The sequence below is a fragment of the Flavonifractor sp. An100 genome (assembly GCF_002161175.1).
Taxonomy (GTDB): Bacteria; Bacillota; Clostridia; order Oscillospirales; family Oscillospiraceae; genus Lawsonibacter.
This window is the reverse complement of record NZ_NFMA01000014.1, coordinates 35565-50671: the sequence shown is the minus strand read 5'-3', so window position 1 is coordinate 50671 and position 15107 is coordinate 35565. Positions and strand designations below refer to the sequence as shown.

The 15107-nt window shown below is 59.7% G+C and carries 15 protein-coding genes; 2 read left to right on the top strand and 13 right to left on the bottom strand.

The genetic code is table 11. From position 1 onward, the window contains the following. Positions 1–107: 107 nt before the first annotated feature. Positions 108–1001 (top strand): YegS/Rv2252/BmrU family lipid kinase, encoded by an 894-nt coding sequence (locus B5E43_RS09230; protein WP_087396035.1) that lies wholly within the window; start codon positions 108–110, stop codon positions 999–1001. A 52-nt stretch (positions 1002–1053) separates the two neighbouring features. Here the strand turns inward: B5E43_RS09230 and rsfS are convergent, their stop codons facing one another. From rsfS to B5E43_RS09165, 13 genes are all read right to left on the bottom strand, one after another. Further along, the gene (gene rsfS, locus B5E43_RS09225; protein WP_087396033.1) at positions 1054–1413 is read right to left on the bottom strand and encodes a ribosome silencing factor; all 360 of its coding nucleotides are present in this window, start codon (positions 1411–1413) and stop codon (positions 1054–1056) included. Between the two features lie 32 nt (positions 1414–1445). Next, complete coding sequence (locus B5E43_RS09220) at positions 1446–3203, bottom strand: LCP family protein (RefSeq protein WP_158099010.1); 1758 nt, start codon at positions 3201–3203, stop codon at positions 1446–1448. 5 nt (positions 3204–3208) lie between these two features. Continuing rightward, entirely contained in the window at positions 3209–4417 is a 1209-nt protein-coding gene (nadD, locus tag B5E43_RS09215) for a nicotinate (nicotinamide) nucleotide adenylyltransferase (protein WP_087396030.1), read from the bottom strand. A gap of 45 nt (positions 4418–4462) precedes the next feature. Further along, positions 4463–4783, bottom strand: coding sequence for a YhbY family RNA-binding protein (locus B5E43_RS09210; RefSeq protein ID WP_087396028.1), 321 nt, complete (start codon positions 4781–4783; stop codon positions 4463–4465). A gap of 20 nt (positions 4784–4803) precedes the next feature. Beyond that, the gene (locus tag B5E43_RS09205) at positions 4804–5400 is read right to left on the bottom strand and encodes an XTP/dITP diphosphatase (RefSeq protein WP_087396026.1); all 597 of its coding nucleotides are present in this window, start codon (positions 5398–5400) and stop codon (positions 4804–4806) included. Then, a complete protein-coding gene (locus B5E43_RS09200) occupies positions 5397–5687 on the bottom strand; it encodes a hypothetical protein (RefSeq protein ID WP_206406972.1) in 291 nt (96 codons plus the stop codon). The genes B5E43_RS09205 and B5E43_RS09200 overlap by 4 nt, the downstream gene beginning before the upstream one ends. A 19-nt stretch (positions 5688–5706) precedes the next feature. After that, positions 5707–6420, bottom strand: coding sequence for a ribonuclease PH (rph, locus tag B5E43_RS09195; RefSeq protein ID WP_087396024.1), 714 nt, complete (start codon positions 6418–6420; stop codon positions 5707–5709). Positions 6421–6586: 166 nt separating this feature from the next. Further along, the gene (gene ftsY, locus B5E43_RS09190; RefSeq protein ID WP_087396022.1) at positions 6587–7456 is read right to left on the bottom strand and encodes a signal recognition particle-docking protein FtsY; all 870 of its coding nucleotides are present in this window, start codon (positions 7454–7456) and stop codon (positions 6587–6589) included. 4 nt (positions 7457–7460) lie between these two features. After that, positions 7461–7703, bottom strand: coding sequence for a hypothetical protein (locus B5E43_RS09185; RefSeq protein ID WP_087396020.1), 243 nt, complete (start codon positions 7701–7703; stop codon positions 7461–7463). A 42-nt stretch (positions 7704–7745) separates the two neighbouring features. Continuing rightward, a complete protein-coding gene (locus B5E43_RS09180) occupies positions 7746–8348 on the bottom strand; it encodes a hypothetical protein (RefSeq protein WP_087396019.1) in 603 nt (200 codons plus the stop codon). Positions 8349–8391: 43 nt separating this feature from the next. Beyond that, positions 8392–11973 carry a chromosome segregation protein SMC gene (gene smc / locus B5E43_RS09175; RefSeq protein ID WP_087396100.1) on the bottom strand — a complete coding sequence of 1194 codons (3582 nt, stop codon included), beginning with the start codon at positions 11971–11973 and terminating at the stop codon, positions 8392–8394. A 192-nt stretch (positions 11974–12165) separates the two neighbouring features. Then, entirely contained in the window at positions 12166–13500 is a 1335-nt protein-coding gene (locus tag B5E43_RS09170; protein WP_087396017.1) for a hypothetical protein, read from the bottom strand. Beyond that, positions 13493–13978, bottom strand: a complete 486-nt coding sequence (locus tag B5E43_RS09165; RefSeq protein WP_087396014.1) for a sigma-70 family RNA polymerase sigma factor — start codon at positions 13976–13978, stop codon at positions 13493–13495. Before B5E43_RS09165 ends, B5E43_RS09170 begins: the two co-directional genes overlap by 8 nt. A gap of 199 nt (positions 13979–14177) precedes the next feature. Here B5E43_RS09165 and B5E43_RS09160 point away from each other — a divergent pair, with 199 nt between their 5' ends. Further along, complete coding sequence (locus tag B5E43_RS09160; protein ID WP_087396012.1) at positions 14178–15077, top strand: YitT family protein; 900 nt, start codon at positions 14178–14180, stop codon at positions 15075–15077. Positions 15078–15107 lie beyond the last annotated feature (30 nt).

Here is a 15107-nt window from a genome sequence, read left to right as displayed (position 1 = left end):
AGAAAGGTTAAATTTTTGTCCACATACCTTGATTTTTCTTTGCAACTTTCTATAATAATGTCTACTGGAATGGATTTTTACCTGTATTACCCCAAGGAGGAACTGTCTTGAAGCGACTGCTGTTCATCTACAATCCAACTGCCGGGAAAGGAGCTGTGGCTCAAGGGCTCTCACCTGTGCTGAATGTGTTTACCAAAGAGGGTTGGCTGGTCACCACCTACCCTACCCAGGGGATGGGAGACGCCACCCGGGCAGCCCGGGAGCTTAGCCCCCAGTTTGACCGGGTCGTCTGCGCGGGAGGGGACGGCACCCTCAGCGAGACGGTTACCGGTCTGATGGATCTGGAGCATCCCCCTCTGCTGGGCTATATCCCCTTCGGCTCCACCAATGACTGCGCCACCACCCTGGATCTGCCCCGGGTTCCCATCCAGGCCGCTGCCATTGCCGCGGGTAAGGGGGTCCCCCGCGCCAGTGATATTGGCAAGCTCAATGGGAAACCCTTTGTCTATGTGGCCGCCTTCGGCGCTTTCACCCAGGTGGCCTACGAAACCCCGCAGGACATGAAAAACACCTTTGGTCATCTGGCCTATGTAATTGAAGGGATCGCCTCCCTCCCCACCATCACCCCCTACCACCTGAAGGTGGAGTACGACGGCAATGTGCTGGAGGACGACTTTTTCTTCGGTATGGTAAGCAACGCCTACTCCATAGGGGGCATCCGCATTCCCAAAAGTGAGCATGTGGTGCTGGACGACGGGCTGTTTGAGGTGGATTTGATCAAAAAGCCTGTGAGTGTGGCCGATCTGGCCAACGGCTTCCAGACCCTTCTGGGGCCCAACCCCTCCAGCGCCGGGGCGCGCGTCCACTTTCAGGCCTCCCATCTGGTCTTCACCTGTGATAAGCCTATCCCATGGACCATTGACGGAGAGTATGGTGGAGACGACCCAGTCAACGAAGTGGTCAACTGTCCTAACGCTCTGGTGATTCTGAGGGGAAAATAATAAAAAAGCAACGGCCGCGATCAGTGGATCGCGGTCGTTCTTTTTCTTCTCTTTAGTTGGGTTTGAGAACCTCGCCCAGATCCACGGCCTGGGCATCTCCCCAAAGCCGCTCCAAATCATAGAATTTCCGCGCCTCATCCGTAAATACATGGACGACCACGCTGGAAAAGTCCATCAGCAGCCAGGTGCCTCCCCGATGTCCTTCGATGTGGTGGGCCTGTTCCCCATTCTTTTCCATTTCCTCCTCGCAGGCGTCCGACATGGCCTTAATCTGCGTGTTGGAGGTAGCGGTGCAAATCACAAAGTAATCTGCCAGTGTGGTCAGCTCCTCCGTCTTCAGCACCTTGATATCCTGGCCCTTTTTGCTGTCCAGCGCCTTGGCCAGAAGAATCGCCATCTCATAGGAAGTCAATCGTCATTCTCCTTTCGTCGCCGCTCACAGGCTTATGCTGCATAGTCTGTCTCTGACGGGACATAAGCCACCGAGTTTAGTCCCCACTGGTCCTGAGGTGCATTGGGGTCGGGCAGCACCTTATCCGGGTCCAGAAGACTGAAGGGGTCAGTCTCCGCCTGCGTCTCCTCCTTGGGCTGGCCAAACTCCAGATCATCATCACCCTGGGCAGAACTGGAAGACTGAGAAGAATCCCCACCGGAAGCACCGCTGCCGCCCTGGCTGCTCGCTCCACCCTGGGAGCTGCTGCCACTTTGCGAGCCATCGGGTGTCTGGCTGCCGCTGCCACTTTGCGAGCCATCGGGTGTCTGGCTGCCGCTGCCGCTCTGAGAGCCGTCGGGCGTCTGACCGCCGCTGCCGCCCTGGGAACCGTCCGGGTTCTGACTGCTGCTGCCGCCCTGGGAACCGTCAGGATTCTGACCGCTGCTGCTCTGAGAGCCATCGGGTAGCTGAGAGGTATCACCGCTTTGGGAGCTGTCTGGAAGCTGGCCGGCTTCCTCGTCCTCCTTCTGGGAGGACGAGCCGGAACTGCTGCTGGACACCCGTCCCATCTTGGGATCCGCCAGGGTGGCGTTGGTCACACCGTAGCTGCCGTCGCTCTTTTTATACATCAGCTGTAGATCACTGGATTGAATCTGATCCAGATAGGGGTTAATTCCATCATTGAGGATGACCAGCAGTTCATCCTCCACCGCCGTCACCATAGAGGCCCCGTTATACCAGGCATTGGCATAGGGCATGGTGGTAAAGGAAACATCATTTTCTGGATCCATGCCAACCGCCAACTGGGCAAAGGCCAAAATATTGCCGATGGACAGATCGGTCTCCACATTGTCCAGGAAGATCTGGGCCAGAGAGGGGGCTTTGAGCAGCGTGGAGGGCTGGAGACACTGGTCCAGTACCGCAGACAAAAATGCCTGCTGCACCTTGATGCGGGCCACATCGCCGCCGGAGCTGCCTGTATTGTTCTTCCGCCAGCGCACCACCTGCATGGCGTCATCCCCATTCAGCTTGCGATAGCCCGCTTTTTGGTGGATGTGCAGATCCTGGTAGGGGTCGTCATAGTCCATGTCAAAGGGAACGTCAAAGTACACGCCGCCCAGGGCCTCCACCAACTCACCCACGGCATCCCACTCCAGGAAGACATAGAAATCCGGATAAACACCGGTGATCTTGCTGACCTCCTGCTTCAGGGCTGTCATACCCCGGTTCACTCGCTCCGCTTCCGGCAGATCGGAGGAGCCCCGGTTCCGGGCATACACTGAATTGATTCGCTTGCTGGTGGCACTGGTATTGATCATGGTGTCCCGGGGGATGCTCAGAGCCTTGAGCACCTTGTTTTGGGTGTCAAAGGTGAACAGCAGGATGGTATCCGTAGACCCGCTGGCCACGTCCCGGCCTGCCACCAGGAAGGTATAAAAACCGTCTTTACGGCCACTCTTGGCCACATTGGGGAGTTGGGCCCCGTCAAAGGTCACTCCGTCCTCCCCCTCTACCACGGTCCCCTCCCCCTCGGTGGGAAGATTGGGCACAGAGGGCAGGCGAATCCAGGCCCTCAGGCCCAGAAACACTGCGATAATTAAAATGGCAATCACCGTCGCTACTTGGAGAATCCGGTAGCGGATCCGCTGTCCCCGGGTCATACCGGCTACCCAGGCCCGATAACGCTGCCAATACTGTCCCAGGGAGCCCCCCTGCCGGACGGAGGACTCCCGCTTGCCGTGCTTGCTGGTTTGCTTTTGTTCGCTCATCTGTCTCATTCCTCTATGGTCACTCCGTGCTCACGCAGCCAATTCCGCGCCAGCAGTGTTTTTGCATGAATGGGGGCCTTTCGCTCCTCCATCTCTTGAATGGTTGTCTCTACGCCCAACAGCAGTGCCTGGTCCAAATCCCGGTAGCACAGCGCCCGCAAGCGCTCCACCCCGTCAAAATCCCGGTTGGGCTCTATGTAATCGGCCAGATAAATGACCTTTTCCAAGGTGGTCATGTTCTCCTTGGCGGTGGTGTGCCAGAAGATGGCCTCATACACCTCATCAGGTTCTCCAAAAATCGCCCGGGCAATGCATGCCCCTGTCTTGGAATGTAACAGCTTGACTGCCCGTCGCTCCAGCTCGTCCAACTCCACTCCATACTCCCGGCACAGCTGTAGCTGCTCGGGCAGCTCCAAATACTTGGTACAGTCATGGAGGATAGCGGCATGCCGGGCCGGTTCCGGATCGATTCCCCACCGCTGGGCCAGCCGGACCGCCTCTTCCTCCACCCCTATCACATGGGCCACCCGCTTTTGCCGGATCATGGAGTAGGAGCAGGCCCGCAGCTCCGGCAGCGCCAGGTGCTTCAAATCGGCGCTAGTACCGTAGAGCTGGTTGCGCAAGATATAACCGTATATAGCCGGGAGCAGGTATTCCCGCCCCGCTCCTCCAGAGAGCAGCTCCCGCAGCCGGGTGGAGGAAATATCCACCAGGTTGGGAATGGTCACCGTGACAATCTTGGCCCCAAATTCCTGTTTCAGGTAATCCCGCTGGGGGGCAAACAGCTCCTCCCCATCCTGCTCGGTACGGCCAAAGGCACACACCCCCGCCAGATCCAAAATGGCCTTAGGTTCATGCCAGCGGTGGAGAGTCAAAAACATATCCGTCCCCATGAGCAGCCAAAGCTCCGCTTTGGGATACCTTTGATGCAGCTCAGCTAAGGTATCGGAGGTAAAGCTCTTCCCCTGGCGCTGCAGCTCCATATCAGACACCTCCACGATGTTCGGCATGGCCATGGCATCCGCCATGATTTCCACCATAGCCAATCGGTGCTGGGCCGCGGGTGTGCCCTCAGGCAGCGCTTTATGGGGAGGGATTGCCGCAGGGATGAGCAGCAGCTTGTCCAGGCCCAAAACCTGAACGGCATATTTGGCCGCCGCCAGATGCCCCAGATGGGGCGGGTTGAAGGTTCCGCCGTAGATTCCGATTTTCATACAGGCACCACCTTTTTTCTTGTTCCGGTCCCTGCCGGTCTGGCATTAGTTCCGTTTTTTGTCCGGCACCAGCACGATCTTGTCCTTTTTGTCTTTGTTGTGGCTGGGCCGGTAGAGGACAAATTTTGTCCCGATGACCTGCACCACCTCGCTGCGGGTCAGGGGAGCCAGGGCCTCGGCGGCCTCACGGGGGGAGAGCATGGAGTTTTCCAAAACCCGACCCTTAATGAGCTCCCGGGCCTCCAGGGCGTCGTTGGCCTGCTTGACCAGGTTGTCTCCGATGCCGTCCTTCCCCACGATCAAAATGGTGTCGATGGAGTTGGCCAGGCCCCGGAGCTGGGCCCGCTGTTTACTTGTCAGATCCATAGTGTGAAATTCCTCTCTGTTTATTCCTGTTTGAGATAGTCCTCCAGCTTGACCCGGAAGGCCTCCAGGGCCTTGCCCCGGTGGGAGATGGCGTTCTTTTCCTCTGGGGAGAGCTGGGCAAAGGTTTTTTTCAGGGAGGGCAGGAAAAACACCGGATCATAGCCAAATCCCCCTTCCCCCATGGGGGAAAAGGCGATGGTTCCCGGGCACTCCCCCCGGGCGGTAATCACATCCCCATTGGGGAAACAGCAGGTGATCACTGAGACAAACTTGGCCGTCCGGGGCATCTGCCCCCGCATGTTCTCCAGCAGCAGACGGTAGCGGCCCACATCGTCCAAACCCTCGCCGCCGTACCGGGCGGAATAAACGCCCGGGGCCCCGTTCAGCGCGTCCACACACAGCCCGGAGTCATCGGCAATGGCCGGCATCCCGCTGGCCTCCATCACTGCCCGGGCCTTGAGCAGGGAGTTTTCCTCAAAAGTGGTTCCCGTCTCCTCCACCTCGACATCCACTCCTGCCTCCGACTCCGAGCAGACCTCCACCCCCAGTTGGGAGAGGATAGCATTCATTTCCACTAGCTTTTTGGGGTTTTTGCTGGCCAGAACCAGTTGATTCATCCCTGCACCTTCTCTTTCTCTGCCATGTGGTCCAACTTCATGTTCCGCAGGGTAAGGGTGATATCGGTACACACCATCACCAGGTCCAAAATGTACACCGCCACCACGTAGGTTACGTCCCCAGACACAAACTTACCCGCCAGTCCAAAGAGGTAGCCAATCACCACCAAAATCTCAAACTGCAGGCTCTTTCCCTTGGCGGTTCTGGCGTGCAGCGATTTATAGATATTGAAGGGCCAGGACAGGCCGAAGCAGATCAGCATGACCGTTTCAAACAGATGTGCCACCAGTTCTCCCTCCCTTTTCTCAGCCCAAAACCTGTTTTTGGACCGCCTGAAGCTCCCGGATGCCCTTGGCACACAGCTCCACCAGCTGCTGCTGCTCCTCCAGGGTAAAGGGACGGCCCTCGCCGGTACCCTGGATCTCAATGAGACGGCCCTGGCTGTCCATCACGCAGTTGAGGTCCACCATGGCGTGGGAGTCCTCCTCATAGCACAGATCCAGCATGGGCACATCCCCGATGACCCCTGCGGACACCGCCGCCACATAGCCGCTCACCGGTAGCTCGGTGAGCAGGCCCTCCTGCTGCATCTTCCGAAAGGCCAGCATCAGTGCCACAAAGCCCCCGGTGATGGAGGCGGTGCGAGTACCGCCGTCTCCTTGTAAGACGTCGCAGTCCACCGTAATGTTCCAAGGTCCCAATTTTTTCATATCCACTACCGCCCGGAGGGACCGGCCGATGAGCCGCTGAATCTCCGCGCTGCGCCCATTGAGCTTCAGCTTGGAGATGTCCCGGCGGGACCGCTCCCGGTTGGCCCGGGGGAGCATGGAGTATTCAGCAGTGACCCAGCCCTCCCCCTCGGGGACGTGGCGGGGCGGCTTGTCCTCCACGCTGGCAGTGCACAGCACGTGGGTATTACCACAGCGGATGAGGCAGGAGCCCTCCGCAAACTTGTTGATGTTGGGAATGATCTCGATGGGGCGCAGCTGATCGTTGGCCCGTCCGTCAATTCTGGACATACACGACTTCCTCTCCGCAAATTTTTCCCTATTGTATCACAATTCGACCGGGGAATGTATTGACAGGATGTAAATTAAAGGGAGAAATTTTCCTTTTTTGTGTCTGCTTTTTAACCTAACCGGTGATACCGGCAACGAAATCTCCTCGATCACGGCCGATCCGCTCTTAAATGAGCGCCTGGGCAAATTCCCGGGCGTCGAAGGGCTTCAGATCGTCCACGCCCTCTCCCACGCCAGCGTACTTCACAGGCACACCCAGTTCCTTGGCGATGGCAATGGCGATGCCTCCCTTGGCGGTACCGTCCAGCTTGGTCAGGACGATGCCGGTGATGCCGGCAGCCTCCTTAAACTGCTTGGCCTGGATGAGACCGTTTTGTCCCGTGGTGGCGTCTAGCACCAGCAGGGTCTCTCGGGCGCAGCCGGGGCCCTCCCGGTCGATGACCCGGGAGATCTTGTTGAGCTCGTTCATCAGGTTCTGCTTGTTGTGCAGCCGCCCGGCGGTATCCACCAGCACCACATCGGTCTTGCGGGCCTTGGCTGCGGACATGGCGTCATAGACCACGGCGGCGGGGTCCGCCCCTTCGTGCTGCTTGACAATATCCACTCCCGCCCGGTCGCTCCAGATGGTCAGCTGCTCGGCGGCTGCGGCCCGGAAGGTATCGGCAGCGCAGAAGAGGACCTTTTTTCCCTCCCGGCGCAGCTGGGCTCCGATCTTGCCGATGGTGGTGGTCTTGCCCACTCCGTTGACTCCGATGAACAGGATCACCGAAGGGGTGGTGGACAGGTCCAGTCCCGGCTCCCCGGCGTTCAGGGCGTCGGCGATGACCTCCACCATGCAGGAGCGGGCCTGCTCCAGGGTCTTGATCCCCTGGGCGCGCACCCGACGGCGCAGCTCCTCCACCAGCTCTAGGGTGGTGTCCATCCCGGTGTCCGCCAGGATGAGAGACTCCTCCAGCTCGTCGTAGAAGTCGTCGGTAAGCTCCGAGCCGAAGCTGGCAAAAATGTTGATTTTCTTCAGTTTGTCAAAAAAACCCATGTGACTAATCCCTCTTCTTTTCCTTCCAATTCAGCTTGGCTCCACAGATATGGCAATAATCTCCGGGGGCTTTTCCCAACCAGATCCCGCACTTGGGACAGCGAATCCACACCACATTCAGGATCAGCCCTATTACAAGCACCAACAGGCCCACTGCCAGCCCAGGTCCCTCGGGCCAGAGGAGCACCAGCAGAAGACCAAACCCTATGATCAGCAGATCCAGAATCTGTTTTTGCCGCAGTGACATGGAATATACCTTCTTTCTTCCAGTATGACGCTGCACGTCCCCTTAGAACCGGCCGATGTAGGTCTCCTCAGTGGAGCGCAGGCCATCCTGTGTGGAGACCAGTTTGTCCAATTCCTGCTCCCGGCCGTCCAGAATCACCCGGACTCGGATGCCTCGCCAACTCTCCGACTGGGTGGCAAAGCACAGCAGCTGCTCCTCTGGAACAACCTGTGTGCTGTCCTCCGGGGTACGGGCCCGGAGCACCAGAGTGTACTCCCCGTCCTCGTCCCGCTCCTCGGTGGCGGTGATGCTGGCACTGGTGAGAGTCCGGTCCTGGATCGGCAGGTAGAGGACGTACTCGTCCTGGTCCTGGAGATAGAGCCAGAAGGCCTGGTCTGCTCCGGCCTCCTCACCCGCCAGCTGCTCCTCCGCCGCAGACAGCCACCGCTGGATATCCCCGCTCTGCCGCTCCGACTCACTGAGCACCCGCAGGGCATAGGCCGTCTCCTGGCCGCCCTGATTGGTGAGCCACTCCCACTGTGCCTCCGGCTTGGGCATGGCGGCGCCCAGCCCGGCAAATACCAGCTTGATTCCCACAAACAGGAGGATGATGAGGGCAATCAGGCCCAGAATGGGCAGAAGCCCGCTTTTCTGTTTTTCTTCCAATGCAAACCTCCCAGGGTCTGTTCCGTAGAATTTGGTGGGTCCGTCAACGGATGTTCAATTCCTTCTCCACATCGTTGAGGTTGATGGTGAGCATCCGGGACACGCCCTGCTCCTGCATGGTCACGCCGTAGAGGACGTCTGCCTCCTCCATGGTGCCCCGGCGGTGGGTGATGACGATGAACTGGGTCTTGTCCGCCATAGAGCGCATGTACTGGGCGAAGCGGACCACGTTGTTGTCATCCAGGGCAGCCTCGATCTCATCCATCACCACGAAGGGGGTGGGCCGCACCTTCATGATGGCAAAGTACAGCGCAATGGCCACAAAGGCCTTCTCTCCGCCGGAGAGGAGGGTGATGACCTTCAACGCCTTCCCGGGGGGCTGGACCTTGATCTCGATACCACAGCCCAGAATGTCATCCGGGTCCTCCAGCTCCAGGGTGGCCTTGCCCCCTCCAAACAGCTCCAGGAAGGTCTGGCCGAAGGCCTCATTGATGGTCTGGAACTCCCGCTGGAAGATGGTCTTCATCTCCTGGGTGATAGAGGCGATGATGTCCTCCAGCTCCTGCTTGGCTTTGGCCACGTCGTCCCGCTGCTCCGTCAGGTAGGTGTAGCGCTCGTTCACCCGCTGGAACTCCTCAATGGCCCCCACATTCACATTGCCCAGGGCGGAGATGCCCCGCTTGAGCTCGGCGATGCGGCGGCTGGCCTTGGGCACCGACTCGATCTCCACCCGCTGCTGCCGGGCGGCCTCGTGGGAGAGCTCGTAGGTCTCCCACAGCTTGTCCAGCAGCTGCTTTTCCTCCATGGAGGCGGACACCTTCCGCTGCTCCAGCCGGGAGACCTCCCCCTCGATGCGCAGCAGCTCCTCGTTGCGGCTCTGGCTCTCCCGGGTGGCCTTCACCCGCTCCCCTTCCAGCTCCAGTTTTTCCTGGTTGAGACGGGCGACGGCGTCGGTGTCCTTCCGGCACTCCTCCCGCAGGGCAGCGAGGTCCTCCTCCTTCCCGGCGATCTGCCGGGTAAAATCCTCGTTTTTCGCCTGGTAGTCCGCCATCAGGGCCCGGCTCTGGTCCCGGTCCCCGGCGATGCTCTCCTTCAGGCTCACCAGCTCCTCCAGGCCGGACCGGGTGGCCTCCCGCTCCGCCTCCAGGGCGGACTGGGCCGCCGTCAGCTCGGCGGCCTGCTGGGCGATGCGGGCCGACCGCTCCTGGAGATCGGCCTGGCCCTTGGCCTTGCCCTCCGCCTCACTCTTCAAGGCGGCGGCGGCCCCCTCCAGCACCTCGATCCGCGTCCGGGCAGTCTGGGTGTCCTGCTCGATCTGGGCCGACCGGGCCTGAAGCTGCTCCAGCTCGCTGTGCTGGCTCTCCTGCTGCTTCTCCAGGGAGGCCACCACGCTGCGGCAGTGCTCCACCTGAGCCTCCGCCTTCAATACGGCATTCTCCCACTCCCGGAGCTGGCTCTGGGCGGTCTCCAGCTCGTAGGCGGCGGCGGTGGATTCCCGCTCCGCCTCGCTCACCTGCCGCCCCGCCTCCATGAGCTGCTCCTTCAGCCGGGTGCTCTGCTCTCCCAGCCGCTCCAGCTCGTTGGCCCGGCTGAGGATGCCCGCGCTGCGGCTGGCAGAACCGCCGGTCATGGAACCGCCGGGATTGAGTACCTGGCCGTCCAGGGTGACGATACGGAATTTATATCCGTACTTCCGGGCCGCGGCGATGGCGGTGTCCAGGTCCTCCATTACCACCACACGGCCCAGAAGATTGGAAAAAACAGTTTGATATTGGGGCTGGAAGGAGATCAGCTGATCTCCAATGCCCACAAAGCCCGGCTGTCCCTCCAGCTCCTTCGCCTCCCGGAGCTGACCCGGGCGGATGGAGCTGATGGGCAGGATGGTGGCCCGGCCGGCGTCCCGGCGCTTCAAAAATTGGATGACGGCCTTGCCGTCCTCCTCCCGGTCCACCACCAGATTCTGCATGGCGCCTCCCAGGGCGGTCTCGATGGCCACGGTGTAGGAATTGGGCACCTTCAACAGGTCGGCTACCGGGCCGTGAATGTTCTTCAACGTCCCCCGCTGGGCCTCCCCCATCACCAGCTTCACTGCCTTGGAGTAGCCCTCATGAACCTTCTCCATCTCGGTGAGCAGCTTAATCCGGGAGGCCAGGGCATTTTCCTCCATCTGCAGCTTGACCTGCCGGTCCTTGAGCTGCTCCAGCTTCTTCTGCCGGGACTGGGCGCGGAGGGTGTAGCCGCTAATGACGTTTTTGGCTCCGTCCCGCTCCTCCACACTGGTGTTATAGTCCTTCCGGGCCTCCTTGGCCTCCTGGCGGGCCTGCTCCAGGCGCTCCTCCAGCTCGGCACTCTCCCGGCGAACCGTCTCGTCTCGGTCCAGCACCTCCTGGGCGGCGGCGGCCAGAGCGGAGAGGAGAGCCTTGGCCTCGGCGGCGTCGGCGCTCTCCATATATGCCCGCCCCCGCAGCTGTTCCAGCTCTTGGGCCAGGGTGCCCGCTGAGTGGGCGGCCTCCTCCGCCTGGCGGCTCTTCTCCTCCAGGGCCTGCCGTCCGGCGGCCAGCTGTTTCTCGATCTCCTCTAAGCGGCTGCGGCGCTGGTCGATCTGGGCGCTCAAAGAGCCCTCCCGTCCCTGCTGCTGCTCCAGGTCCGCCTGGATCCGCTGGGAGGACTCCAGATTGTGCTGGATATTGCTCTTGAGCACCGCAATGGCCGACTCCAACTCGTTGATGCGGGCTTGCTTGCCCTGCATAGCAAACCGCAGCTGGTCGGCCTCCACGTCCTTCTCCCGCATCTGCTCGGAGTAGCGCTCGGCGGCAACATAGGCCTTCTCCTGGGCGGTCTTCACCTCGTTCTTCTGGCGCACTGCCTCCTGGTAGTCCGCCTCCAGCTTGATGTTCCCCGCCCGAATCCGCTCCAGGGTATCCAGCCACACGGAGATCTCCAGGCCCCGCAGCTCGTCCCGAAGCACCAGATACTTCTTGGCCTTTTCGCTCTGCTGCCGCAGAGGCTCCACCTGCAGCTCCAGCTCGGAAATTTTGTCGTTGACCCGCACCAGATTTTCGTCCGTGCGCTCCAGCTTCCGCTCGGCCTCCTCCTTGCGGTGGCGGTAGCGGGAGATGCCCGCCGCCTCCTCAAAGACCTCCCGGCGGTCAGAGGACTTGACGGACAGGATTTCGTCGATCTTGCCCTGGCCGATGATGGAGTAGCCCTCCCGGCCCAGGCCCGTGTCCATGAACAGCTCGTTGACGTCCTTCAGACGGACGGAGCGGCGGTTGATATAGTACTCACTCTCCCCCGAGCGGTAGTACCGCCGGGTGACCATGACCTCCGACTCCTCCATGTCAAAGATGTGGGTGGTGTTGTCCAGCACCAGGGACACCTCGGCATACCCCGTCTGGCGGCGCTTGGCGGTGCCGCCGAAAATCACGTCCTCCATCTTGCCCCCCCGCAGGGCCCGGGTGGACTGCTCCCCCATGACCCAGCGGATGGCGTCGGAGATATTGGATTTGCCCGACCCGTTGGGGCCCACGATGGCGGTGATGTCCTCGCCAAAGGTGAGCACCGTCTTATCCGGGAAGGACTTGAAGCCCTGGATTTCCAGCGATTTTAAATACAAACGCCACACCTCATTCTCATCTGGTCCGTCCCCCTGGGGCATCCGCCTTAGGGCACAGGAATAGATGATATATTATAGCAAAATTCCCGTTTCATTGCAATCCACAGCCCAAGAAAACTCCTCTAAAATATCCAATCGCAGGCAAACAGGCAGGGCCGGTTCCAATGGAACCGGCCCTCTGTTTCCTTCTGTTATTTTGATTTACGGGTGATTGTCAATGGGGTAGATGGTCCCGGCATCTTCACCCGACACCGAGATATACCACCGTCCCGTCTCCACCCCTACTACTTGCTCCACATCCACAGGCTCCGGGAATGCCCAGTTACCCAGCACATACAGTTCGTTGGGGAGCATCGTCGCCGCCTGTTTCTCGAAATCCTCCAGCCGAGAACCGTCCTGCATACACAGGGCAAAGGGATTGTTCCCCCGGAACTGGGCCTCAATGTCCCCCAACAGCATGGCTCCCAATGGGGAGAGGACCAGGGTATCCGGCAGAATGGCACCCTCCACGTCGGACAGCGCCAACTCCAGAGCGGGCAGGTTTTCCATGGTAAAGGGCAGCTTCCACTCCCCCCGAATGGGCTCTTGGGTACGCAGCGTGCCGTAGGCGTTACTCAGGGTCAGCCGGTCCCGCTCCGAGAGAGGGATCACAAAGGACATGCCGATATACCGCTCCCCCTGCCAGGTAAAATAGGAGTCACCGATCTCTCCCTCCGGCATTACCCCATCCAGCATGGGAGTGACCGAGATCACACCGTCCCCCTCCCTCTCCGTGCGCACCTCATGGGAGAGCCGGAACAACACCTGGAAGGTGCCATCCGGTGCAAAGCCCATAGAGGACAGGCTGGCCAGATCACGGAAGCCCTCCAGCGGCGCCGGGTTCTGCTCCGGAACCAGCACTTCCTCCCCCGTGTCCAGGGTCATGGTCTCCAAATACTCTCCGGGGATCTCTTCAGGCAGAGGGCCGGACAGATCCTGATAGTAGCCAGGCTGCACAGAGGTGACCTCCAGTTCCAGTTTCTCCACCTCCTGGGAACGTTGATACCCCGTCTGGCTGTACCGGAACAGAGCGGCATGGGTCTCCGGGTCGTAGGACACACATTCTCCCTGGCTGCTGATACTTACCTTTCCCCACTGTCTGGGTATATTGCAAGCCATGATAATGGCCTCGTCGGTAAACCGCTCTCCGGTCAGGTCCTCTACCGCAATGTATACGGTGGACCGGTACTGATCACTCAGCGCCGACACCACCTGGAACCGCAGACCCTGGTCCTCATCCGACACCCCCTGGATGGTTTGGCTATAGGGGGCAAAGTTCCCCAGCAGTTGTCCCAGGGCCGTCCGCAGGGCAGGGGAGGCCGCCAGCGCGGATACGGACAGCAGCGCACATAGAGCCGCCGCCACAAGCAGCCGTCCCCCCAGACGTACTACCTTAGAACTAGGTTTCTCCTTCGTCATAGCCTGTATCATCTGTTCCATTTGCTCCTCCTTCAGTTGAATTTGGTCCATCTCATTTCGGTAGTTATATTCAAGCACGCTCTTCCCCTCCCTTCAGCTGCTCCCGCAGCATGGTCCGGGCCCGTACCAGGCGGGTTCTCACCGTTCCTTCCCGCATCTTCAGCACCGACGCCACCTCTGCGATGGACATGCCCTCATAATAAAATAGATGTACCGGCGCCCGATAGCTCTCCGGCAGGGACAACACCGCCCGCAGCACCTCTCCCGCCTGCTCGTCCTCCTCTGGAGCGGCTACCTGCTCCGCCTCCTCCAGGGGACGCTTTCGTCTGCGCCAGGCAGAACGGAACAGGTCCCCGGCACAGTTCAGGGCCACCCGGAACAGCCACGCCCGGCAGTGCTCCTCGTCCTGAAACTCCGGTCCCGTCCGCACCAGACGAAGAAAGGTCTCTTGGGTCACGTCCTCCGCGTCCTCCCGGCTGCCCGTCCGGGCATAGGCCAGCCGGTACACCGCCTGTCCATGCAGCCGCACCAGCCGCTCAGCCTCCGCCCGTTCCATATCCCCGCCTCCTTCCAAAAGCTCTTTCTATATCATACACGTTTTTCCTCTTCCAAAGGTTACATTCTCCTTCCATATTTTTCTCCAAAAAATTAACAACTCTTTTACGCCTATTTTGGTGCAAAAGAGTGGAATATATTTTATTTTTCTGGTATATTGTTTTTAAAAGATTATTATTTTTGAAAAGGAGCCCATTTCATTGAAGAATCTGTTTTCCTCCCTACAGCAAACCCTCTCCCGCCTCAAACCCCTCAACTTTCTCTTTCTCACCCTGGCCGGACTGATCAATGCCTTTGGCGTTACCGTCTTTTTAGCCCCTGTCAACCTCTACGACAGCGGCATCTCCGGTACCTCCATTCTCCTCTCCCAGCTGGCCCCGGAGCCTTTTTCCCTGTCTGTCTTTTTGATTATTCTAAACATTCCCCTGTTTCTCTTCGGCATGAAGAAGCAGGGCGTGCTCTTCACCACCTACGCCATATACGCCGTGGCCATCTACTCCCTGGGCTCCTGGCTCATCACCGATGTGCTCCCCATTGACGTGAGCATCGCCTCCCCCCTGGCTGGCACCGACCTGCTGCTGTGCTCCATCTTCGGCGGCGTCATATCCGGCATTGGCAGCGGCCTGGCCATCAAGTTCGGCGGAGCCATGGACGGCATTGAGGTCATGGCCGTGATCTTTGCCAAGCGCCTGGGCATCTCCGTGGGCACCTTCGTAATGATGTATAACCTTCTGCTTTACATTGTCTGCGGCATTGTCATTGGCAGTTGGATTCTCCCCTTGTACTCCATTGTCACCTACTTCGCCGCGCTGAAGACCCTGGACTTCCTGGTGGAGGGCATTGACCGGTCCAAGGCGGCCATGATCATTACCCTGCGCCCGGAGGAGGTCTGCTCCGCCCTCAGCTCCGCCTTTGAGAGCGGAATGACCCGTATCCCCGCCCGGGGCGGCTTTTCCAACACCGAGCGCACAGTGGTCTATTTTGTGGTCAACCGCTTCCAGGTGGGCCAGATGAAAGAGATCGTCCACGCCATCGATCCCCTGGCCTACATCACCATCACCGAGGTGGCAGACGTCTTTCGGGCTAACGCCGATCAGTAAGTCTTTTCCCTTTCCATAAAGCGGAACACC